20 protein-coding genes are annotated in these 22002 nt (G+C 76.1%); 10 read left to right on the top strand and 10 right to left on the bottom strand.

The window, feature by feature from the left end:
* Positions 1-4: 4 nt before the first annotated feature.
* The 3 genes from lanKC to ACZ6EM_RS08230 all read right to left on the bottom strand — a co-directional run bounded on the left by lanKC (position 5) and on the right by ACZ6EM_RS08230 (position 4160).
* Positions 5-2563, bottom strand: coding sequence for a class III lanthionine synthetase LanKC (gene lanKC / locus ACZ6EM_RS08240; RefSeq protein WP_465772042.1), 2559 nt, complete (start codon positions 2561-2563; stop codon positions 5-7).
* Between the two features lie 40 nt (positions 2564-2603).
* On the bottom strand, positions 2604-3824 hold the full coding sequence (locus ACZ6EM_RS08235; protein ID WP_465772041.1) for an MFS transporter: 1221 nt from the start codon (positions 3822-3824) through the stop codon (positions 2604-2606).
* 159 nt (positions 3825-3983) lie between these two features.
* Entirely contained in the window at positions 3984-4160 is a 177-nt protein-coding gene (locus ACZ6EM_RS08230; protein WP_380636940.1) for a hypothetical protein, read from the bottom strand.
* A 341-nt stretch (positions 4161-4501) separates the two neighbouring features.
* Between ACZ6EM_RS08230 and ACZ6EM_RS08225 the strand changes: the two genes are divergently transcribed.
* The 3 genes from ACZ6EM_RS08225 to ACZ6EM_RS08215 are packed head-to-tail and all read left to right on the top strand — an operon-like array spanning position 4502 to position 9028.
* Complete coding sequence (locus tag ACZ6EM_RS08225) at positions 4502-7618, top strand: adenylate/guanylate cyclase domain-containing protein (protein WP_465772040.1); 3117 nt, start codon at positions 4502-4504, stop codon at positions 7616-7618.
* Entirely contained in the window at positions 7615-8487 is an 873-nt protein-coding gene (locus tag ACZ6EM_RS08220) for a S8 family peptidase (RefSeq protein ID WP_465772039.1), read from the top strand. Before ACZ6EM_RS08225 ends, ACZ6EM_RS08220 begins: the two co-directional genes overlap by 4 nt.
* Complete coding sequence (locus ACZ6EM_RS08215; RefSeq protein ID WP_465772038.1) at positions 8471-9028, top strand: GAF domain-containing protein; 558 nt, start codon at positions 8471-8473, stop codon at positions 9026-9028. The genes ACZ6EM_RS08220 and ACZ6EM_RS08215 overlap by 17 nt, the downstream gene beginning before the upstream one ends.
* Here the strand turns inward: ACZ6EM_RS08215 and ACZ6EM_RS08210 are convergent.
* The 7 genes from ACZ6EM_RS08210 to ACZ6EM_RS08180 form a co-directional block, all read right to left on the bottom strand.
* Complete coding sequence (locus ACZ6EM_RS08210; protein WP_465772037.1) at positions 9019-9936, bottom strand: Vgb family protein; 918 nt, start codon at positions 9934-9936, stop codon at positions 9019-9021. The genes ACZ6EM_RS08215 and ACZ6EM_RS08210 overlap by 10 nt on opposite strands.
* Before the next feature lie 103 nt (positions 9937-10039).
* Complete coding sequence (locus ACZ6EM_RS08205; protein ID WP_380549752.1) at positions 10040-11140, bottom strand: AI-2E family transporter; 1101 nt, start codon at positions 11138-11140, stop codon at positions 10040-10042.
* 98 nt (positions 11141-11238) lie between these two features.
* Positions 11239-12336, bottom strand: coding sequence for a winged helix DNA-binding domain-containing protein (locus ACZ6EM_RS08200; RefSeq protein WP_452179769.1), 1098 nt, complete (start codon positions 12334-12336; stop codon positions 11239-11241).
* Positions 12333-13028 (bottom strand): glycerophosphodiester phosphodiesterase, encoded by a 696-nt coding sequence (locus ACZ6EM_RS08195; RefSeq protein WP_401051727.1) that lies wholly within the window; start codon positions 13026-13028, stop codon positions 12333-12335. The genes ACZ6EM_RS08200 and ACZ6EM_RS08195 overlap by 4 nt, the downstream gene beginning before the upstream one ends.
* Positions 13029-13033: 5 nt before the next feature.
* Positions 13034-13489, bottom strand: coding sequence for a hypothetical protein (locus ACZ6EM_RS08190; protein ID WP_465772036.1), 456 nt, complete (start codon positions 13487-13489; stop codon positions 13034-13036).
* 96 nt (positions 13490-13585) lie between these two features.
* Positions 13586-14002 carry a TOBE domain-containing protein gene (locus tag ACZ6EM_RS08185; protein ID WP_359913640.1) on the bottom strand — a complete coding sequence of 139 codons (417 nt, stop codon included), beginning with the start codon at positions 14000-14002 and terminating at the stop codon, positions 13586-13588.
* A 91-nt stretch (positions 14003-14093) separates the two neighbouring features.
* Positions 14094-15278 carry an ROK family transcriptional regulator gene (locus ACZ6EM_RS08180; protein WP_401051722.1) on the bottom strand — a complete coding sequence of 395 codons (1185 nt, stop codon included), beginning with the start codon at positions 15276-15278 and terminating at the stop codon, positions 14094-14096.
* A gap of 109 nt (positions 15279-15387) precedes the next feature.
* On the opposite strand from ACZ6EM_RS08180, the gene ACZ6EM_RS08175 reads away from it, so the two are divergent.
* From ACZ6EM_RS08175 to ACZ6EM_RS08145, 7 genes are all read left to right on the top strand, one after another.
* Positions 15388-16632 (top strand): MFS transporter, encoded by a 1245-nt coding sequence (locus ACZ6EM_RS08175; RefSeq protein WP_380549743.1) that lies wholly within the window; start codon positions 15388-15390, stop codon positions 16630-16632.
* A gap of 95 nt (positions 16633-16727) precedes the next feature.
* A complete protein-coding gene (locus ACZ6EM_RS08170) occupies positions 16728-17498 on the top strand; it encodes a dienelactone hydrolase family protein (RefSeq protein WP_465772035.1) in 771 nt (256 codons plus the stop codon).
* Positions 17499-17588: 90 nt separating this feature from the next.
* Positions 17589-18305 (top strand): TVP38/TMEM64 family protein, encoded by a 717-nt coding sequence (locus ACZ6EM_RS08165; protein ID WP_380549738.1) that lies wholly within the window; start codon positions 17589-17591, stop codon positions 18303-18305.
* Positions 18306-18372: 67 nt separating this feature from the next.
* On the top strand, positions 18373-18885 hold the full coding sequence (locus ACZ6EM_RS08160) for a DinB family protein (RefSeq protein WP_401043638.1): 513 nt from the start codon (positions 18373-18375) through the stop codon (positions 18883-18885).
* 282 nt (positions 18886-19167) lie between these two features.
* A complete protein-coding gene (locus ACZ6EM_RS08155) occupies positions 19168-19560 on the top strand; it encodes a cell division protein SepF (protein WP_359913654.1) in 393 nt (130 codons plus the stop codon).
* 204 nt (positions 19561-19764) lie between these two features.
* A complete protein-coding gene (locus ACZ6EM_RS08150) occupies positions 19765-20412 on the top strand; it encodes a TetR/AcrR family transcriptional regulator (RefSeq protein WP_465772034.1) in 648 nt (215 codons plus the stop codon).
* Positions 20409-21980 (top strand): MFS transporter, encoded by a 1572-nt coding sequence (locus ACZ6EM_RS08145; RefSeq protein WP_465772033.1) that lies wholly within the window; start codon positions 20409-20411, stop codon positions 21978-21980. The genes ACZ6EM_RS08150 and ACZ6EM_RS08145 overlap by 4 nt, the downstream gene beginning before the upstream one ends.
* Positions 21981-22002 lie beyond the last annotated feature (22 nt).

The following is a 22002-nucleotide window of genomic DNA, read 5'->3' as shown; positions in this document are numbered from 1 at the left end:
TCGCTCACCCCAGGGTCAGCAGGTCCAGCACGTCCGCCCGCCGCTCCCCGGGCCCCTCCTCCAGCCCGCTCAGCGCCAGCAGCACCCCCGCCGCGCCCGTGTGCAGATCGGCCGAGAAGCGCCGCAGCCTCATCCCCGGCACCAGCAGCCCCTCCGGCCGGGCCACCAGGTGCCACTGGAGCTTGCGCACCTGCCCGAGCACGGCCTCCCGCGCGGGCGCCCCGCCCAGCCGGTCCAGCGCCAGCGTCAGCCCGACCCGCCCGCGGAACAGGCCCGGCTCCCGGATGAACCCGGGCGCGCAGACCTTGCGCACGTCCGCCAGGAAGGCCTCCCCGCCCGGCAGCTCCGCGTGCTCCAGGAACTCCCGCACCACCAGCGCGATCCCGCTGCTGCCCCGGTCCAGGTAGGCCAGCCGGCGCCCGGCCTCCAGTACCTGCACCGACCCGTCGGGCACCCGGACGCACCCGGCCACGGCCCGTTCCAGCGCGGTCCGCCCGGAGTCGAGCAGCCACCGCTCGCCGGTCCGCCGGTACAGCCGCAGCTGGAGCAGAGCGATCCCCGCCAGCCCGTACAGCAGCCCGGCGGCCGCCGGCCCGTCCAGCCCGGGCACCGGCTCGCCGCGCAGCACCGCGGCCAACTCCCGTGCGTCGTCGAGCGCGTGGGCCAGCTCCCGGGGGCGGTCCAGCGCCCGCGCCAGCCGCAGCCGGGCGAGCGCCGCGCCGGCCCGGCCGCCGAACAGGCCCGCCTCCCGGGCCGGGCGGGCGGTGCGGGCGCGCCCGAGCAGCTCCTCCGCCTCCTCCGTCCGGCCGATCCGGGCCAGCACCAGCGCGGTGCCGAGCGGCCCGTCGTACAGTCCGCCGGTGCCGGGGCGGTCAGCCCGCCGGCGCACCGCGGCGACCAGCCAGTCCGCGTACTCCTGCGGCCAGTCGGCGCCGGCGCGGTGCAGCGCGTACAGCACCCCCGCCGCGCCGTGCGACACGCCCGTACCGCCGTCGGCGAACCCGGCCACGTCCCCGGGGAAGAGCCGGTCCGGCCGGTCCGGGGTGGCGCCCGCGTGCAGGCCCGCGACCAGCTCCCGGCGCACCGGGTCCAGCGAGGGCCCGGCCAGCAGCTCCCGCCCGCGCCGCTCGCTCGCCGACTCCACCAGGGCCACCGCTCCAGGGCGCACCGGCCCCTCCTCCTCCCCGAGTCCGAACCACTCGCGCGCCCGCCGCTCCAGCGCCGGGAGCTTGCCCGGGTCGAGGTCGGCCAGTTCCAGCACCGGCATCAGCAGCATCAGCCAGGTGGCCCAGAGCAGCCAGCGGTCGGCCTCGGCGCCGGTCAGTCCGGGCGGGACGTGCTGTCCGGCCGCGCCGGCCACCGGCACCCGCCGGTCGTCCAGCCCGGCCGCGTACTCGAAGTCCACCAGCACCACCGACCCGTCCGGCCGGAGCACCACGTTGGACGGGTGGAGGTCCCCGAACCGCACGCCCCGCCCGTGCAGGGCGGCGAGCGCCTGCTCCAGCCCCGCCACCACCCCGCCCACCCACCGCGCGTACCGGGCGCGCTGCTCCGGTGTGCAGTTCTGGTGCACCAGCGGGTAGCGCCGGATCGCCTCGGTGAACAACTGGACGCCCTCGACGTGCTCCTGCACCAGGAAGGTGTGCTCCCACACCGTGCGCACCTCGTGCAGCCGCGGCACGCACGCCAGCCCGGCCAGCCGCTCCAGCGCCCACTGTTCGCGCCGCAGCCGGGTCAGGGCGTCCGCCCCGGCGCCGTCCAGCCCGGTGTGCGGGCGGGCCTCGCGAAGCACCACCCGCTCCCCCGTGCCGTGCCGCTCGGCGAGGTAGATCCCGCCGGCGTTGGAGAACCGGAGCACCTCGACGATCCGGTACGGCAGGCGCCCGCGGGCCGCCGCCCGGGCGGCCAGGTGCGGGCGCAGCGCGGCCGGCGGCTCGACCCACCCGGGCAGCCGGAACGCCGGCTCGCGAGGGTCGGGCACGAGCGCGCCGGACGGGTCGCGCAGGGCCGGGACGACCCGCCCGGCCGCGTCCTGGCACCACAGCTCGACGAAGGCCCCGTAGCGCGCGAACACCGGGGCGTCGCCGATCCGCAGGTCGGTGAGCACGTACGGCCCGGGGAAGCCGTCCAGCGCCCGCGCCAACTCCTCGGCCAGGGTGAGGAACTCGCCCTCCGTGGCCGGGTAGACGGTGATGAACTTGCCGCTGCTGCCACGCCCCGCGAACTTGCCGTTCGCCACCGCCAGCGCCGCCGGGCCGCGCAGGAACTTGAACGCGACCCGGCGGTCGAGGCAGATCCGGGCGACGGCCTCCAGCGTCCGCTCGGCGCCCTCCCGCACCGCCGACACGTGCAGCTTCCAGCCCTGCTCCGGCAGCCGGGAGTCGGCCGACGGGACCTCGGGCCGCAGCACCGTCCACAGCCCGCGCTGCTCCCGCCGCCAGCCCGCGGGCGGCTCGCCGAGGCCCAGCGGGTAGCGGTTCGCCCCGTCCCGCAGCCGCCCGGGGGTGTCGTAGTACATCGGATCGGCGAGGCAGTACAGCTGGGTCTCGTGGGCGCCGGCCATGGGGCCTCCTGTTCCGAAGTCTTCCGGGAGCGGGCGGTGTTCAGACGGCCGGGCGCGGCTGCGGTCCGCGCCGGACCGGCGGCGCCCAGGTGACCACGGCCGCGCAGAGCGCGATGGCGAGGGCCAGCAGGGCGAAGGTCCGGGTGCCGCCGAGCGAGCCGAGCAGGGTGCCGGCGGCCAGCGGGCCGAACGGCTGGACCAGGGTGGACAGGAAGGCGGCCGCGCTCTGCACCCGGCCGATCCGGTCGGGCGGCGCCGCGATCAGCATGCCGGAGACGAAGCCGATGCTGGCGACGGTGGACAGGCACATGCAGGCCGCGCAGAGCAGTCCGATCAGCAGCGGCACCCGGGTGAGCACCAGGACCCCGGCGGTGAGCGCGCAGGCCCAGCAGGCGAGCGCGACCAGGCTGCCGTCCCGGACCCGGGCACCGAGCCGGGGAGCCAGCAGCGCGCCGGCCAGGGCGCCGGCCGCGGTGCAGGAGACGACCGTGCCGCCTCCGACGCCGGAGCGGCCGCCGTCGGAGGCGACGGCCAGGGTGGCGAACATCAGCGCGCTGAACGCGAAGTTCATCCCGAGGCCGAAGATCAGCAGCAGGGTGCGCAGATAGGGCCGGTGCCAGATGAAGGCCAGTCCGGCGGTCAGCTCGGCCCGGCCGAGCACCGGCCCGTTCGTCGCGGCGGGCAGCGAGCGGGTCCGCATCAGCGCCACGCAGACGGTGGACAGCAGCAGTCCGACGCCCTCGGCGAGGAACGGCAGCACCGGGTGCCAGGCGAACAGCGCCCCGCCGCCGAGTGGTCCGATCAGCCGGGCGGCCGCGCCGCGCGCCTGCATCCGGGAGGAGGCCTCGCGGGCCTGCCCGGTGGGCACCACCGCGCGCAGCAGCCCGCCCGCGGCGGGCCCGTAGACGCCGGTGATCAGCGCCCCGGCGGCGGCGACCAGCAGGACCAGCGGCAGCGGGGTGTGCCCGCGCAGCACGGCGACGACCAGGGCGCCGACCGCGAACAGACCGAGGACGTCGCAGATCCGCATCAGCCGGCGCCGCTCGATCCGGTCGGCGAGCACCCCGCCGGGCAGCATGGTGAGCAGCAGCGCGCCGACCGAGACGGTGCCGACGGCGCCCGCCCGGGCGGCCGATCCGGTCTCCCGCAGGACCAGCAACGGCAGGGCGATCGAGGCGAGTTGGGAGCCGAGCGAGGCCAGCAGGCCGCCGGCCCAGAGCAGCCGGAAGTCCCGGTTGTGGGCGAGCGGGGTGGGCTCCATGGCCGTCCTCCGTGGTCGTCGGGCGGGGGCACCCGCGGGGGTGCGGATCGGGCCGGGTCGGTCCCGTCCCGGCGGGACCGACCCGGAGGCCTTCGGCGGCCGGCGGCCGGGGGCGGCGGTGCGTCCGCCCCCGTGCCCGGCCCGGCGTGCGGACTCCGGTCAGGCGGAGGTCTCGGCGCCGGCGACGTAGCTGATCAGGCTGAAGCAGTTGCCGTCGGAGGCCTCGCTCAGGACCTTCATCGACTGGAGGTCCAGGATGTTGGCCACGTGCGCCTCGACCTCCGGGCCCTCCTCGCCGCTCTCGCCGACGTTCTGCTGCTCCATGTTCTCGGCCATGGTCGAACTCCCTTCCGCATGGGGGGTGGTGACGGCGACGGCGGGCGGCCGCCCGCCGTCGCCCACCATGCTGGGCGGGACCGGCTGCGCCCGGCTTCGGGGCCGGTTGGGATCCGGTATGTCCGCAGGTCGGCGCGGCCGCGCCGGGCCGCGCGGGCTGCACCGGGCCCTGCCGGCAGGCCCCCCGCACCCCGCCCCGCCTGCGGCCATACCGCTCGCCAGGCGTTCCCGAACCGGGCCCGAAGCCGCGCCCGCGACCCTGGCCGGGAACGCCCGTGCACTCCCGCTCCGCTCCGCCGCGCACGCCCCGCACAGCGAAGGACGACCGAAGGACGGCCACCATGCCCTGCCCACTCTGCGCCCAGCCCGTCGGCACCAACGACCAGTTCTGCCCCTCCTGCGGCGCCGCCCGGGGCGCCGCCCTCGACCTGGCCGCCGAGGAGCGCAAGCTGGTCACGGTGGTCTTCTGCGACCTGGTCGACTCCACCGCCCTGTCCGGCGCGCTCGATCCGGAGACCCTGCGCGAGGTGATCCTGCGCTACTTCGAGCGGATGCACCGCCGGATCGAGGCGCACGGCGGCACCCTGGAGAAGTTCATCGGGGACGCCGTGATGGCCGTCTTCGGCGTCCCGGTGATCCGCGAGGACGACGCCCACCGGGCGCTGGCCGCCGCCCTCGCCATGCTGGAGGACCTGGAGGACCTCAACACCGAGCTGGACGCCACCCTCGGGGTCCGCCTGGACGTCCGGATCGGTGTCAACACCGGCCAGGTGGTGGCGGGTTCGGACGCCTCGGCGCGCCAGGCGCTGATCTCCGGCGAGACCGTGAACATCGCCGCCCGGCTGCAGACCCGGGCCGCCCCCGGCCAGGTGCTGATCGGCCCGCAGACGCTGCGCGCGGCCGGTCCGGCCGCCCAGGTGGACGAGGTCGGCCCGCTGCACCTCAAGGGCAAGGCCGAGCCGGTCACCGCCTACCGCCTGGTCGCCCTGGACGAGGACGACCCGGAGCTGCTGCGCCGCTTCGACGTCCCGCTGGTCGGCCGGGAGCGCGAACTGGCGCAGCTGGACGCCGCGTTGGCACGGGTGGCGGGCGGCTCGGGGGCCGAGCTGCTGCTGGTCGCCGGCGAGGCCGGCATCGGCAAGACCCGGCTGGTGCGCGAGTGGCGCGAGCGGGTCGGCCGGCGCACCGCGCGCTGCGGCACCGCCCGCTGCCGCAGCTTCGGCGAGCAGGGCACGCTGGCGCCGATCGCCGAGGCGGTCCGGACCCTGCTGGACGAGCCCGGGGGCGCCGCTCCGGCCGAGGCGCTGGCCCGGCTGGACGAGGCGACGGCGCCGGGCCTCGACACCCGCCGCTCGCTGGAGCTGCTGGCCGCGATCCTGCGGGGCCGCACCGTCGAGCGCCCGGCCGTCCTGGTCCTGGACGACTGCCAGTGGGCCGGCCCGGCGCTGGTGGACGCCGCCGGGTGGCTGACGGCCGAGCTCGGCGCGGCCCCCGTGCTGCTGCTCTGCCTGACCCGCCCCGAGCTCCCGGCCGCCCGCCCGGAGCTGCCGGCACTGCCGGTCGGCGGCCTTTCCTGGGACGAATCCGCCCTGCTGGCCGCGCAGTTGACCGAACTGAGCGCCCACCAGGACGCGGTTCCCACCCGGCTGCTGGAGCGCGCCGAGGGCAACCCGCTGCACCTGGAGGAGCTGCTGGCCGCCCTCACCGAAACCGAGGGTCCCGTCCTGACCGACGAACTGCCGCCCACCGGACGGGCCCTGCTCAGCGCCCGGATCGACGGGCTGGAGCGCGACGATCGCGCCACCCTCGACCTCGCCGCCGTCCTCGGCCGCGCCTTCACCGCCACCGAACTCGCCGAACTCGCCCACGGCGGCAGCGATCAGGACGCCTTCGCCGACCCGGAGGACGACGTCTTCACCGGCCCGATCGACGGGCTGCCGGCCGGCCCGTCCGCCGGGGGCGACGACACCCCGCCGCGGCTGCGCGCCGCGCTGGCCCGGCTGGCCGAGCTGCGGCTGGTCGAACCGGCCGGCACCGGCTACCGGTTCAGCAGCGGCCTGGTCCAGGAGTCCGTCTACCAGTCGATGTCCAAGCGGGCCCGCGCCGAACGCCACGAGCGCGCCGCCGACCTGCCGGCCGTCCGCTCCACCGGGGACGCCGCCGTCGGCGGCCACCTGGAACGCGCCCACCGCTACCGGCTCGAACTCGGCCTGCTGGACACCCGCACCGACGTGCTGCGCACCCGCGCGGCCACCGCCCTCGGCGCCGCCGGGGCCGGCGCCCTGGCCCGCGCCGACCTGCCCGCCGCCACCGACCTGCTGGAGCGCGCCGTCCGGCTGCACTACCCGGGCGAGCGCGCCGCGGGCCCCACGCTGCGCCGCCTCGGCGAGGCCCGGCTGGCGCTCGGCCGCGCCGAGGAGGCGCTGCCCGTCCTCGCCCAGGTGCGGGACGCGGCCGCCGACCCGCTGGACGCCGCGCACGCCCGGCTCGCGCTGGCCGCCCGCGGCCTGCCGCCCGGCCCGGACCAGCCCGCCGCGACCGCCCGCGCCGTCCTGCCGCTGTTCACCGACACCGGGGACGACCTCGGCCGGGCCCGGGCCGGGCTGCGGCTGGCCGAGGAGCAGCTGCTGGCCGGCCGGCACACCGAGGCCGAGCGGCTGCTGGACCAGGCCCTCGACCGGGTCTGCCGCACCGACGCCGAGCTGGACCGGGCCGCCGTGCTGGCCGCACTGGCCGCCTCCCTGCTGGCCGGCCCCGAGCCCGTCCCCAACGCGACCTTCCGGCTGCGCGCCCTGCTCGGCGAGCACGGCACCGGCCGGCGGACCGTGCGGGTCGCGCTGAACGGCCCGCTGGCCGTCCTGCTGGCCCTGCGCGAGCGCCCCGAGGAGGCCGAGCTGCTGCTCGCCGAGGCCAACAGCCTGGCCGGGGAGCTGTCGCTGGCCGAGGCGATGGTGGCGCTGCCCGCGCTGACCGCCCAGGCGGCGGCCGCCCTCGGCCAGAGCGGCCAGGCGCTGGACCTGCTCGCCGACGCCGCCGAGATCGCCCGTCACCAGGGCAGCCCCGCCCCGCTGCCGCGCCTCGCCCTGACCACCGCGCGGGTCCTGCTGGACACCGACCGCCCGGCCCAGGCCGCCCGGCACCTGGACGGCGCGGACGCCCTCGCCACGTTGCCGCCGGTGCTCGCGATCGAACTGGACGCGCTGCGCGGCCGGCTCGCCGCCACCCGGGGCGAGGCCGCGCCGGCCCTGGACCTGACCGCCGCCGCCCTGGCCGCCGCGGAGGCCACCGAGTCGCTGCTGTTGCAGGCGCTGACCGCGCTCGACCGGGCGCACGCCCTGCTGCTGCTCGACCGCCCCGCCGAGGCCGCGGTGGCCGCCGCCACGGCCCGGGACCGGTTCGCCGCCAAGGGCCACCTGCCGGGCGTGCGGCGCGCCGAGCGGCTCGGGGGCACCCGGTGAGCGGCCCGGCCGGCCTCACCTGGAGCCTGCGCGACCGCACCCCCGCCGACCTGCCGGTGCTCGCCGACGCCGTCGCCCCCGACGGCGAGGAGTGCGGCGGGGGCACCGGCGGGGGCGGGGGCACCGGCAAGGGCGTACGGGTCTGCGTGGTCGACTCCGGGATCGAGCCCGACCACCCGCTGGTCGGGCCGGTGCAGGGCTCCTGGGCGGTGGCCAGGGACCCGGCCACCAGGGAGCTGGTCGTCCGCCCGGACTCCGCCGGCGACACCTGCGGGCACGGCACCGCCTGCGCCGGCATCATCCGCCGCACCGCCCCGGACTGCGAGCTCTACAGCGTGCGGGTCCTCGGCGAGCGCTTCACCGGCACCGGCGACATGCTGATCGCCGGGCTGCGCTGGGCCGTCGGGCAGCGCTTCGACGTGATCAACCTCAGCCTCTCCACCACCCGGACCCGCTTCCTGGACGAGCTGCACGCGATCGCCGACGACGCCTTCTTCGCCCGCACCGCGATCGTCGCCTCCGCCCACAACACGCCGGTGGAGAGCTACCCGTGGCGGTTCTCCTCGGTCATCTCGGTGGGCAGCCACCAGGAGGACGACCCGCGGCTGCACCTGTACAACCCGGCCCCGCCGGTGGAGTTCTTCGCGCCCGGCCAGAACGTCCGGGTGCCCTGGCTCGGCGGCGTCACCATCCGCACCACCGGCAACAGCTTCGCGACCCCGTACGTGGCCGGGCTCTGCGCCCGCATCCTGTCCCGGCGGCCGAGGCTGACCACCTTCCAGCTGAAGAGCGCGCTCTACCTCACCGCGGCCAACGTCCAGGTCCCTTCCACCCCCACCCCGGAGGCGCCCGATGACCCTCAGCACTGACCCCGCCGTCGACCCGCTGGCCCGCGAGCTGCTCCAGTCCGTGGTGGACGTCGCCCGGGCGATCTTCGGCGCCCAGGCGGGCTCGGTGTGCCTGCTCGACGAGGCGGCCGGGGAGCTGGTCTTCCAGGCCGTCTCCGGGCGCGGCGAGGAGTCGCTGGTGGGCCGCCGCTTCCCGGCCGGCCGGGGGATCGCCGGCTGGGTGGCCGCCTCGGGCGAGCCGATGGTGGTGGACGACCTGGGCGCCAACCGCACCTTCGACCGGGACTTCGCCGAGTCCACCGCGTACGTCCCGACCGCCCTGATGGCCGCGCCGCTCACCCACGGCAGCCAGGTGCTCGGCGTCCTGGAGGTGCTGGACCCGGCCCCGCAGGCCCGCGCCAGCCTGCCCGAGCTGGACCTGCTGGCGATGTTCGCGCGCCAGGCCGCCGCCGCCCTGCGGGTGATCGCCGAGCGTTCCCCCGCCCCGGCGCCGGCCCCCGACCGCGCCGCCGCCCTCGGCCTGCTCGCCGACCTGGAGGAGCTGCTGCGCCGTCAGCCCTGAGCGCCCCGGGCACCCAGGGCGTCCCGGGCGTCCCGGGCCGGGGTCAGCCGGGCGATCTGCCCGCGCTCCAGCGCCGCGTACACCGTGCCGTCCGGGGCGACGGCGATGCCGTGCGACTCGGCGCCCGCGCCCGGGACGGGGTGGCCGTCGAGCCGCCCGTCCGGGGTGAGCACCCCGATCCGGCCGGCGCCCCACTCGGTGAACCAGAGCGCCCCGTCCGGTGCGGCCGCGACGGCGTGCGGCCTGGCCGAGCGGTCGGCCAGCGGATGCTCGGTCACCTTCCCGTCCACGGTGATCCGCCCGACCAGCCCGCCGCCGATCCCGACGTACCAGAGCGCGCCGTCCGCCCCGGCGGTGATCCCGACCGGCGCGGTGCCCTCGGTGGGCAGCCGGTGGACGGTCACCGCGCCGTCGGTGCCGACCCTCGCCACCGCGTCCGCCTGGTTGAGCGTGCACCACAGTGCCCCGTCCGGCCCGGCCGTGATCAGCGACGGGAAGGCCCCGTCGACCGGCAGCGGGTACCGCGTCACCTCGCCGTCCACGGTGATCCGCCCGACCCGGTTCGCGTTCAGCTCGGTGAACCAGAGCGCCCCGTCCGGTCCTGCGGCGATCCCGTACGGGCCGGGGTCCTCGCCCGGCAGCTCGAACGAGCCGGCCCGCCCGTGGACGTCGATCCGCCCGATCCGGTGGTCCCGCATCCGGCTGAACCAGAGCGCCCCGTCCGGCCCCGCCGTGATCACCGCGGGCCCGCACCCGGGCGCCCCGAGGCCGTGGCGCCGCACCGTCCCGTCCGGGGCGAGCCGCCCGATCTCCCCGCTGTGCACCAGCGTGAACCAGACGCCCCCGTCGGGCCCCACGGCGACCCCGTACGGCCCGGCTCCCGCCTCGGCCACCTCGAACAGTTCCATGCGACCCCTCCCGAAGCACTATTGCGACTCATGTCGCATTAGCAATGCTCACATGATCCCCCGACCGACGGCAACCCGCTTTCCGCTCCGCCCGGCCCGCTGCTCAGCGGTCCGGCGCCGCCGACCGGTCCGGATCCCCGCGCAGCACCGAGACGACGCCCATTCCGGCCGCGCAGACCGGGACGGCGAGCAGGGCGCCGATGATGCCGGCGATGCCGGCGCCGGCCACCACGGCGACCATGATGGTGGCCGGGTGCAGCTCCACCGTGCGGCTCTGGATCACCGGCTGGAGGATGTTGCCCTCGATCATCTGCACCGTGAGCACCACGCCGAGCGCCCAGAGCGCCGTGCCGATGCCACCGTCGGCGAGGGCGACCAGGACCGCCGCCGTGCCGGACAGGAAGGCCCCGACGAAGGGGATGTAGGCGCCCATGAAGACCAGCGCGCCCAGCCCCGGCGCGCCCGGCACACCGAGGGCGAGCAGGCCGATGGTGATGAAGCTCGCGTCGATCAGGGCGATCAGGGTGGTGCCGCGCATGAACCCGGCCATCGCGTCGAAGGCCCGCCCGGCGCAGGCGATCACGGTGGTGGCACTGCGCTCGGGCAGGTAGGAGCGGATGACGTCGCCGGTGCGGTGGCCGTCCCGCAGGAAGAAGAACACCAGGGCGAGCGCCAGCACCCCGCCGGTGATCAGCTGGGTGAGCAGGCCGAGCCCGGAGAGCACGCCGTTGGTGAGGGTGGACACCAGCGAGTTGGTCTCGCCCTTGGCGTTGCTCAGCGCGTGCTGGATCTTCGACCCGAAGGGGCCGAGCCAGCCGGCCAGCCGCCGCCCGGCCTCCGGGAGCGAGGCGGCGATCTGCGGGGCGCTGTGCACCAGGGAGTTGACCAGCAGGGCGATCACCCCGCCGACCGCCGTGACCAGCACCGTGCAGGTCAGCCCGGCGGCCAGGCCCCGCCCGACGCCCCGGCGCACCAGCCAGGGCACCACCGGGTAGAGCAGCGAGGTCCCGAGCAGCGCCAGCAGGAACGGCACGGTCGCGGCCCGCAGTTCGACCAGCGCGAAGACCACCAGCGAGGCGACGGCGATCAGCAGGATCACCGCCAGCGACCAGGCCGCCGCCTGCCGCAGCGCGGGCGGCAGCATCAGGTACGGCCTGCGGTGGTCCGGCCGCCGCTCCTCGCCGGACGCGCGCTCCACGGACACGGTCGCCTCCGCCGGGGTCTCGACGATTCCGGACCGCCCCAGCTCAGCAGAGGTTCCGACGGCCCGCGCGGCGGATCGGCCGGGAGCACCCGAACGAGCTACCCGGGGGCCTCGAACCGCACCGCGCCGTCCTCGCCCGCCCCCGTGAAGACCAGTACCCGCTGCGCCTCGGCCTCGGCGGCCCGCCGGTCGGCCGGGCGCAGGGGGGCGAACGGGGCGACGGCCACCTCCCGGTCGCCGGTCAGCCGCCAGGTCCCGGCGACCAGCCCGTCCACCAGGAGGGTTCCGTGCACGATGCCGTTGCGGGTCATCACCCGGCCCCGGTGCTCCTCGGACAGCACCCGGGTACGGTCCGCGTGCGAGAGCAGCAGGTTGTCGAACGGGGCGACCAGCCGGACCGGCGCGGGGGTGTCCTCGTCGGGGCGGGGCGCCTCGGGCAGGTCGTACAACTGCCGGCCCTGTTCGTCCCGGAAGGCCCGCAGGCTCGGTGCGAGCCGCCGCAGCACCGGGGCGAGGCCGGCCAGGCCGCACCACTGGCGCAGGTCGGCCGCGGAGGCGGGGCCGAACGCGGCGAGGTAGCGCAGCACCAGGCCGTCCGGGCCGGGTGACGGGTCGAGCGGGCGGCCGAGCCAGGCCTCGGCGGTGGTGTGGGCGGCCGGGCCGCCGCGCCCCCACAGCCCGCGCGGCGGGACCTGCACCAGCGGCAGTCGGCAGCGGGCGGCCTGGGCGAGGGCGGCCGGGTCACGGTCCGGGCGGCTCGCGGCGAGCAGCGCGCCGAGCTGCTGGAAGGTGCGCGGCCGCTCCTCGACCAGGGTGCGGGCCTCGGCGGCGAGCGCGTCCAGGTCCAGGCCGGTCAGCCGCTTCCCGAAGGTGGTGCGCATCGCCTGGTCCAGCATCGGCTGGAGGAGCGGGCGCAGCGTCAGGCAGTCCTCGGCGGTGACGAGGTGGATGGTGCCGCGCTGGAGGGCGGTCCGGACCACCGCCCGCTGCTCGATCAGGGTGCTCAGCCGCTCGGGCGTGAAGCCGTCGAGCCGGGCCAGCAGTCCGAGGTAGGGCGGCTGGGGTGCGGCCTGGGCCTGGAGGCCGCCGAGGTGGTGGATCAGTGCGGCGGGCTGCTGGTCGGTGCGGGCGAGCAGGTGCTGACGGGCCAGCAGGGCCCGGCCGAGCGCCCGTCGGCTCAGGACCGGTCCGGTCACCGGCGGCCGTCCAGCACGGAGCGCAGGACGCCGATCCGGTTGGAGGTGATGGAGGCGACGCCGCTCTCGCGCAGCCGGCGCATGGTGCGGCGCAGGTCGGCGGTCCAGGTGGAGACGGCGAGCCCCTGCTCCGCCGCGGCGGCGGTGAAGGCGGGGGTGACCAGGCCGAACGGCGGGTTGAGGTAGCGCGGGCGCAGGTCGTCCAGCAGGGCGCGCACGGGCATCCCGGGCTGCTTCCAGGTGAGGGCGATCTCGGCGTCCGGGCTCAGTTCGCGCACCGCGAGCATGGCGGCGGTGGGGCCGCAGAAGGCGACCGCGCGTTCGGCGCCGAGCCCGGTGACCACCGACCAGGTGGCCGCGGCCGGTCCGGCGTCGTCCAGGTCGATCAGCAGCCTGCGGCCGTCGACGGCGGCGACCGTCTTGATCGCCTCGGCGAGGGTGGGGACGGTCAGCGGGCCCTGTCGCAGCTCCTCCAGCTGGTCGACGGTGACCCGGTCGATCGACCGCGGGTCGCGCCAGAGCCGCTCCAGGGTGCCGTCGTGCAGCAGCACGGGCACCCGGTCGCGGGTGAGCCGGACGTCCACCTCGACGGCGTCGGCCCCGGCGGCGAGCGCGGACTCGACGGAGGGCAGGGTGTTCTCGCGGTGGCGGTAGGGGTCGCCGCGGTGGGCGACGGCGAGCGGCTTGGCCATGGCGTTCAACGGATCCTTCCGGCGAGCCAGGGGGTGAGGTCGTGGACGCCGATGGCCTCGCGGTGGCTCGGCTCCCCCGGGACGGTGACGATCAGCGTGGTGGACGGCGGGAAGGTGCGCGCCTTGACGTGCACCAGGTCGGACCAGAGGGCGTTCAGGAAGCCGGGGACGCGGTCGCGGTCGACGTCGAAGGCGATGCCCTCGACGGTCACGGTGACCTCGTCGTGGGTGAACAGCCGGACGGTGACGGCGGGGCGGCCGTCGAACTCCAGCAGTGCCTCGTGCGGGACGGCGTCCAGTTCCCCGTCCGGACCGCCCGGACCGCCCGGGCCGACCAGCCCGGCGAAGGTCCGGTCGCGGCCGATGTCGTGCTGGGCGCGGACGGTGCGGCCGTGCCGGTCGGCCACGGCCTCGATCGCGAGCACGGCGCTCTGGGTGGTCGGCAGGTGCGGGGGTGTCATCCGGGCCTCTCCTTCGGTTCCGGGGCTCGTGGGGCTCGTGGGGCTCGTGGGGCCGGGGCGGCCGAGGCAGGCCCGCGCTCGGGCGACGGACCCCGACTAGCGTCGTTCGACCATCACATTGGTGGACTTGATGACCGCCGTGGCGGGTGCGCCGGGGACCAGGTTCAGCTCCTCCGCCGACTCCCGGCTGATCAGGGACACCACCCGGAACGGCCCGGCCTGGATCTCCACCTGCGCGGCCACGTCGCCGAGCACCACGTGGGTGACGATCCCCGGGAAGCGGTTGCGCGCCGAGGACGGCCGGCCCTCCGCCTCGGAGTTCTCCGGCCGGGCCAGCTCCCGGGCGAAGGCGGCGAGCTCGGCCCCCGGGATGATCCGGTGCCCGTGCTCGTCCCGCGCGGCGGCGACCCGCCCGGCGTCCACCCAGCGCCGCATGGTGTCGGCGCTGACGCCGAGCAGCGCCGCGGCCTCGCCGATGCGGTACGGGTTGGCCGGCACCTCGGGCTGGCCCATGAGCGTCTCCTGACGGTGGTTCTGATTCCCGGGGCGAGTGCCCCTGCGCCATCCTGCCGTACGGACCGCGCGGGTGATCACGCGAGGGCGGTCACGGCTCGCCGAAGAGGTCGCGCCGCACCGCGTCCCCGGCGGTGAGCACCGCCCCGGCGAGCACCGCGCCGCCGCCCGCCGTGCCGGCCCGCACCTCGGTGCTCAGCGGGGAGAGCCGGGCCAGCCGCCGCTCGACCCGCCCGGCCAGCTCCGGCCCGCCGGCCCGGCCGACCTCGCCGCCGAGCACCACGCAGCCGGGGTCCAGCACCACGCAGACGCTCGCCGCACCGATCGCGATCCGCTCGGCCAGCTCGTCCAGGAAGACCTCGCCCGCCGCGCCGGCCGCCAGGGCGGCCCGTACGGCGGCCTCGGCGGCGGGGGCGTCCCCGGCCGGGCCGGCGGGCAGTCCGTGGGCGCGGGCCAGCGCGCAGATCGCGGCGCTGCCGACCAGGCCGTGGAAGCCGCCCTCGCAGCTGTCGGCGCTGGGTAGGGCGACGGTGCCGGGAACGGGCAGGAAGCAGATCTCGCCGGTGCCGCCGGAGAAGCCCCGGCGCAGCCGCCCGTCCAGGATCACGGCGGCGCCGACGCTGTGGCCGAGCCACAGCAGCACGAAGGTGTCGCGGTCGCGCGCGGCACCGACCCGGTACTCGGCCCGCCCGGCCAGGTTGACCTCGTTCTCCAGGATCACCTCGGTACCGGGCAGCTCGCGCAGCGCGGCGAGGAGTTCGGCGTGCCAGGCGGGGAGCTTGCCGGTGCTCTGCAGCCGGCCGGTGGCCTGGTCGACCAGTCCGGGGGCGCCGACCGCGACGGTGTGCAGCCGTTCGACGCCGACGGCGCGCGCGGTGTCCAGCAGGGCGGCGACGATGGTCCCGGCGGTGTCCGGCCCGCCGTCGCCCTCGACCGGGACCTCGGCGGTGGCCAGGCCGCGCCCGGCCAGGTCGGCGACGACCAGGCTGACGCCACCGGAGCGGACGTCGAAGGCGGCGAGGTGGGCCCGGGAGGCGACCAGCGCGTAGAGCCGGGCGTTGGGGCCGCGCCGCTGTTCGCCGCGCTCGCCGACGACGGCCACCAGTCCGGTGCGCTGGAGGCGTTCGAGCAGGTCGGCGACGGTCGGCCGGGAGAGGCCGGTGAGGTCGCGCAGCTCGGTCGCGGTCAGGGGGCCCTGTTCGAGCAGGAGGTTGAGCGCCAACCGGTCGTTGATCGCCCGGGCGGTACTCGGCGTGGCCGTACGCGCGGTGGTCATGGCAGCTCATCCTTCCAGAGCATTTCTATCAGGGTCCCTTCCTGATAATTTAGCGACCGTCACAGGGCACTGTCGCGCCCCTCACCGCGCGACCGGGAGGGAAGACCCCATGAGCGGAACCACCGCACCACCACCGCCGGAGCCGTTGACCGCGCCCCGCCGGGCCCGGAGGAGCATCGCCCTGACCTTCCTGGTGCACGGGGCCGTCACCGGCAGCTTCGTCACCCGCATCCCCTGGATCCAGCACCACCTCGACCTCTCGGCCGGCCAGCTCGGCCTGGCCCTGGTCATGCCCGCCGTCGGCTCCTCCCTCGCCATGCCGCTGGCCGGCCGCTTCGTGCACCGCTACGGCGGCCGGGCCGCGGTGCGCGGGCTGATCTCGCTCTGGTGCCTGTCCCTCGCCCTGCCCGCGCTCGCCCCCTCGCTGCCGGTGCTGTGCGCGGCCCTGCTGGTGTACGGCGCCACCTCCGGGATGGCCGACGTCGCGATGAACGCCCAGGGCGTGGAGATCGAGGAGCGGCTCGGCCGCTCGATCATGTCCGGGCTGCACGGGATGTGGAGCGCGGGCGGCCTGCTGGCCTCCCCCTTCGGCATCCTCGCCGCCCACCTGGACCTCGACGCCCGGATCCAGCTCGCCGTCACCGCGCTGGTCCTGCTCGCGCTCGCGCAGCCCGTCTGCCGCGGCCTGCCCGACCTCCGGGCGCACGAGGGCGCGGAGGAGCCGCCGCGGTTCGCGCTGCCGCCGCGCAGCTCGCTGGTGATCGGACTGGTCGGCTTCTGCGCGGTCTTCGCCGAGGGCGCCTCGATGGACTGGAGCGGCGTCTACCTGCGGGACGTCACCGGCGCCTCGGCCACCGTCGCCGCCGCCTCGTACACCGCCTTCTCGCTCACCATGGCGGTCAGCCGGCTCGCCGGGGACGCGGCGATCCGCCGCCTCGGCGCCGTCCGCACCACCCGCATCGGCGGCGCCGTCGCCACCGTCGGCGGCCTGCTGGTGGTCGCCGCGGACAGCCCGGCACTGGCCATCCCCGGCTTCGCCCTGATCGGCATCGGCATCGCGGTGATCGTCCCGCTCGCCTTCGCCGCGGCCGGCCGGATCGGCACCAACCCCAGCCAGGCCATCGCGGGCGTCGCCACCGTCACCTACACCTCCGGCCTGATCGCCCCCGCGGTCATCGGCGCCCTCGCCCAGGCCACCTCGCTGACCGTCTCCTTCGGCCTGGTCACCGCGCTCGCCTGCGCCCTGCTGCTGAGCGCCGGGGCGCTGCGGCTGGCCGAACGGAATTCCGGCGGCGAGAACGTGACCGCAATGTCACCGGAAAAGCCTTCCGGAAAAGATCTCTCCGCGATATGATGATGAATTCCTGAGGGAATTTCCCGCTAAGGTCTCGAACCGCCGGACGCACACCGCGCCCGGCGGTTTTCGTGCTCCGCGAGAGGAATTCCCCCGTGTGCTACGACCCGGACGCCGCCCCGCCCGCCCTCGGCCCCGCCCCGTGTCCCCTGGCCGAGGCCGCCCCACTCACCCTGACCTCGGCCGACGGCACCCGGTTCGGCGCCTTCCTGGCCCGGCCGGAGACCGCCACCGGGCCCGCGGTGCTCGTCCTGCCGGACAACAGGGGCCTCTCCCCGTTCTATCGGCAGACCGCCGCCCGGCTCGCCGAACACGGCCACCCGGCCCTCGCCCTCGACTATTACGGCCGCACCGCCGGAGCCGCCCCGGAAAAGCGCCCGGCGGAATTCGGCGAAATGCCGAACCTGCTCCCCCACCTGCTCGCGCTCACCCCCGGAGGACTGGACGCCGACATCACCGCCGCACTGGACCGGCTGCGCGCCACCGGGCCAGCCGAGGTGGTCGCGCTCGGGTTCTGCTTCGGCGGCCGGCAGGCCTTCCGCACCGCCGCACCGCGCTTCGGCCTGGCCGGCGCGGTCGGCTACTACGGCTACCCGGACACCCTCAACGGCGCCCCCGGGCCCACCCAACTGGCCGGGGGGCTGACCGCCCCGGTGCTCGCCTTCTGGGGCGGCGCCGACGAGCACATCCCGGCCGCCACCGTCGAGGCCTTCGACGCGGCGCTCACCGCGGCCGGCTGCCCCCACGAGTTCGTCAGCTATCCGGGGGCACCCCACAACTTCTTCGAGCTCGCCGCCGTCGAACACGCCGACGCGGCCCGTGACTCGTGGCAGCGCCTGCTGGGGTTCCTCTCCCGACCGAGCTGAGGTCCGTCCCGCGGGTCGGCCCGCCGGGGCGCCGGCGGGGCCTGGTGCCCGGGGCGCCGGCGGGGCCCGGGCACCGGTTAGGCTCGGGCGGTGTTCGAGCCCGATGCCGTTCCCGTGCCGCCCGCCGTGCCGCAGGCGCCCGCCGTCGCACCGCGTTCCCCGTGGTGGCGGTTCGCGCTGCTGGTGGTGGTGCTCGCGGCGACGGCCGGGTCGCTGCTGCTGTGGAGCCCGACGGAGCTGCTGTCCGGCGGACTGGCGGACCGGATGCCGGGGTACTGGTTCGGCCCGCTGTTCGCCCTGGTCTACGCGGTGGGGACGCTCGCCTTCGTGCCCCGGCCGGCGCTGAACGCGGTGGCCGGTCTGCTGCTCGGCATCCAGCAGGGCGTGCTGCTGGCGGTGCTCGGCACCACCGTGGGCGCGGCCCTGGCCTTCGGGCTCGGCCGGGGCCTCGGCCGGGAGGCGCTGCGCCCGTACCTGCGCGGGAAGGTGCTCGGGGCGCTGGACCGGCGGTTCACCGAGCAGGGCTTCCGCAGCGTGCTGGTGCTGCGGCTGCTGCCCGGCATGCCGTTCCAGGCGGCCAACTACGGCGCCGCCTTCTCCGGGGTCCGCTTCCTGCCCTTCGTGCTGGCCACCGCGATCGGCGTGGTGCCGACCACCGCGGTGTACGTCACGGCGGCGGCCAGCGCGGGCCGGCCGGGCTCGGCGGCCTTCCTGCTGTCGGCGGGGGTGATCGCCCTGCTGGTGCTGGGCAGCGTGGTGGGCCTCTGGCGGACGGTCCGGACCCGCCGCCGGGCGACGGCCGGCTGATCCGCCCCACGGGGCCGGGAGCAAAATCGCTCGCGCCCGCGCGCGGCCGGACGCCAGGATGGCGCGCATGACCGAACCGAACCCGCGGGTGGACCCGCCGATGACGGCCGACGAGGCCGCCACTCTGACCGCCTTCCTCGACTACCACCGCCGCACCCTCGCCCTCAAGTGCGAGGGTCTGACCGACGACCAGCTGCGGCTGCGCTCCGTCCCGCCGTCCAACCTCTCGCTGCTGGGCCTGGTCCGGCACATGGCCGAGGTGGAGCAGTACTGGTTCCAGTCCGTCCTGCTCGGCGGGGAGATCGCCGGGCACTTCTGGACCAAGGAGCACGAGGACGCCGACTTCGACGACGTCGACACCGCCGACGTCGCGGCCGACTTCGCCACCTGGCGCGCCGAGGTCGAGGCCGCCCGCCTCGCCGCCGCCGGCCTGCCGCTGGACACCGTCGCCAAGAACCCGCGCCGGGGCGAGCCGGTGACGCTGCGCTGGATCCTCACCCACATGATCGAGGAGTACGCGCGACACAACGGCCACGCGGATCTTCTGCGCGAATTGATCGACGGCGCGACCGGCGAGTGACGCGACGGGTGAAATCGTTTCCTCATTGTTGACAGAAGGTCAATTAAGCCGTGACCGCGACCGATAAGGTCAACGCGCGCAACCGTACGGTGCCGCGCCGCGTCACTGGAAGTGCCCGGGTTCGCCCGGGTTTCCGGCGCGGCACGACTCGTACGGGGGTTGCGAGCGGGCACGGGACCGGTGAACAGTGCGATACTCGGACAGTTCCGACGAGTGGATGACGTGTCAAGAACGGCACGCGACCCCGGGGGACCAGGACGGGACGAGGCAGGGAGGCACGGCATGGGAGCACTTCGCGACGAGCACCACAACGGGTGGCTGATGCCCTCGGGGAACTACCCGGCCGCGGTGTACGACGACGAGTGGGTGGATCAGGAGACGGTTCCGGCCGCCCCCGCGCCCACGAAGATCGTCTCCCTGCGGCCGACGGGCTTCGAGGCGGCCCGGACGGTCGGTGAGCACATCCGGGCGAGCATCCCGGTGGTCATGGACCTCACCGAGATGAACGAGGCCGAGGCCAAGCGCATGGTCGACTTCGCCTCCGGGCTGATCTTCGGCACCAGGGGCGGCATCGAGCGGATCGCCCGGAGGGTCTTCCTGCTCACCCCGGCCGACGTCGAGGTCATGGTGATCGACCGCCCGATGGACGAGACCGGCTTCTACAACCAGAGCTGAGGCCGGAGCCGGCCCGCCGCCGCCCGGCGGCGACCGAACGCGGCGGCCGGCGACGACAGCCGGACACGGCGGCACCCCGGACCGGGGACGGTACACCCACCGTCCCCGGTTTTTTGCTGCCCGCCCACCGAGACCCGACGCCTCACCTGAGAGCCCGGACAAAAGAATGAGACATCCACGTCTCATGTGAACTAGACTCGATGCATGGCCACCGATCGCGACACCGTCCTGGAAGCCGCCGTCGGCGTCCTCTCCCGCCGCCCGACCGCCCACCTGGACGAGATCGCGCGCGCCGCCGGCATCAGCCGCGCCACGCTGCACCGGCTCTTCCCGGGGCGCGACGCGCTGATCCGCGAGATCGGCCTGCTCGGGCTGCGCCGCTTCGCCTCCGCGCTGGACACCGCCGACGTCGAGCGGGGCGACGCCGAGGCCGCGTTGCGCCGCCTGGTGGACGCCTCCGTCCCGGACGCCATGCTCTGCGCCTTCCTGGCCGGTGAGAACCAGCTCTACGAGCACGAGGACATCAACGACCTCTGGGAGGTCCAGATCGCCCGGCTGCACGCGCTCTTCCTGCGCGGCCAGCAGCAGGGCGTGTTCCGCATCGAACTGAGCGCCGCCTGGCTGAGCGAGGCCTTCTTCGACCTGGTGGCCGGCGTCGGCTGGTCCATCCAGGACGGCCGGCTCGCCCCGCGCGACGCCGCCTTCTCGCTCGCCGAGCTGTTCCTCGGCGGCGCGCTGCGCAGACCGGACACCCGCACCCCCGTCGGCGCCACCGCCGGCAGCACCGCCCACAGCACCGCCACCCCTGTCCACAGCACTTCCGACCACAGGCCGGACACCGATAAACGATGAACACCCTGACCGCCCGCCAGCGCTGGACCGGCCTCGCCGTCCTCGTCCTGGCCGTGACCGTGGTCGCCCTGGACGCGACCGTCCTCTCCCTCGCCATCCCGTCGATCAGCGAGACGCTGCGCCCCAGCGGCACCCAGCTGCTCTGGATCGGCGACTCCTACTCCTTCGTGCTGGCCGGCCTGCTGGTCAGCATGGGCGCCCTGAGCGACCGGATCGGCCGCAAGAAGCTGCTGCTGGCCGGGTCCGCCGCCTTCGGCGCCGCCTCGCTGCTGGCCGCCTACGCGCCGAGCGCCGGCTGGCTGATCCTGGCCCGCGCGCTGCTCGGCGTGGCCGGGGCGACGATCATGCCGTCCACGCTCTCGCTGATCCGCGGCCTCTTCCCGGACGACCGGGAGCGGGCCACCGCGATCGGCATCTGGGGCGCGGCCGCCACCGCCGGCGCCGCCCTCGGGCCGGTCGTCGGCGGGGTCCTGCTGGAGCACTTCTGGTGGGGTTCGGTGTTCCTGCTGAACATCCCGGTGCTGATCCTGCTGCTGGTGTCCGGCGCCTGGCTGCTGCCGGAGTCCAAGGACCCGAAGCCGGGCCGCTGGGACGTGCTGAGCGTGCTGCTGTCGATGGCCGGCGTGATCGGCACGGTGTACGCGATCAAGGAGGCCGCCGCGCACGGCGTGGACCGCTGGAACGTGCCGGTCGCCTTCGTCCTCGGCGCCACCGCGCTGTTCCTCTTCGTCCGCCGCCAGCTGCGGCTGGAGACCCCGCTGCTCGACGTCCGGCTGTTCCGCGACCGGCGGTTCACGGCGGCCGTCTCGGCCTCGCTGATCTCCCTGGTCGGGCTCTCCGGCGTGATCTTCGTGGTCTCGCAGTACCTCCAGCTGGTCCGCGGCTACCAGCCGCTCCAGGCGGGCCTGGCCGAGCTGCCGGCCTTCGCGGGTTCGGTGGCCGGCGGTCTGCTCACCGCCGCGATCGCCCGGCGCTTCGGCGCCCGCAAGGCGCTGACGGCCTGCCTGCTGGCGATGGGACTGGGCGTGGGCGCGCTCGGCTGGCTGTCGCAGGACACCACCTACCTGCTGCTGGCCGCCTCCTTCCTGCTGGTCGGGACGGCCGAGGGCGTGGTCTACACGCTCGGCGCCGACCTGGTGCTGACCGCCGCGCCCGCCGACAAGGCCGGGGCCGCCTCGGCGGTCTCGGAGACGGCGTACGAGCTGGGCACCGCGCTCGGCATCGCCCTGGTGGGCTCGGTGGTCGGCTCGATCTACGCGAACGGGCTGGCGGTACCGGCCGGGACGGACCCGGCGGCCGCCGCCCGGGCCGGCGAATCGCTGGGCTCGGCCGTCGAGACGGCGCAGGGCCTGTCGCCGGAGCTCGCCCGGCCGCTGCTGGCGAGCGCCCGGGAGTCCTTCGTCAACGGCATGAACAGTGCCGGGCTGCTGGCCGCCGCGCTGCTGGTCGGTGCGGCCGTGATGGCCTGGCGGCTGCTGCGCGGGCTGTCCGAGCCGAGGCCCGGGGCGGCGACCGGTTCGCAGGGCGCGGTCGACGCACCGGCCGAGCAGCCGACGGTCACCGCGTAGCAGTGCCCGGGAACGGCCGTTT

The organism is Kitasatospora sp. NPDC041917, from assembly GCF_055589745.1.
The sequence above is the reverse complement of the archived record's forward strand: the minus strand, read 5'-3'. Positions and strand labels throughout refer to the sequence as shown.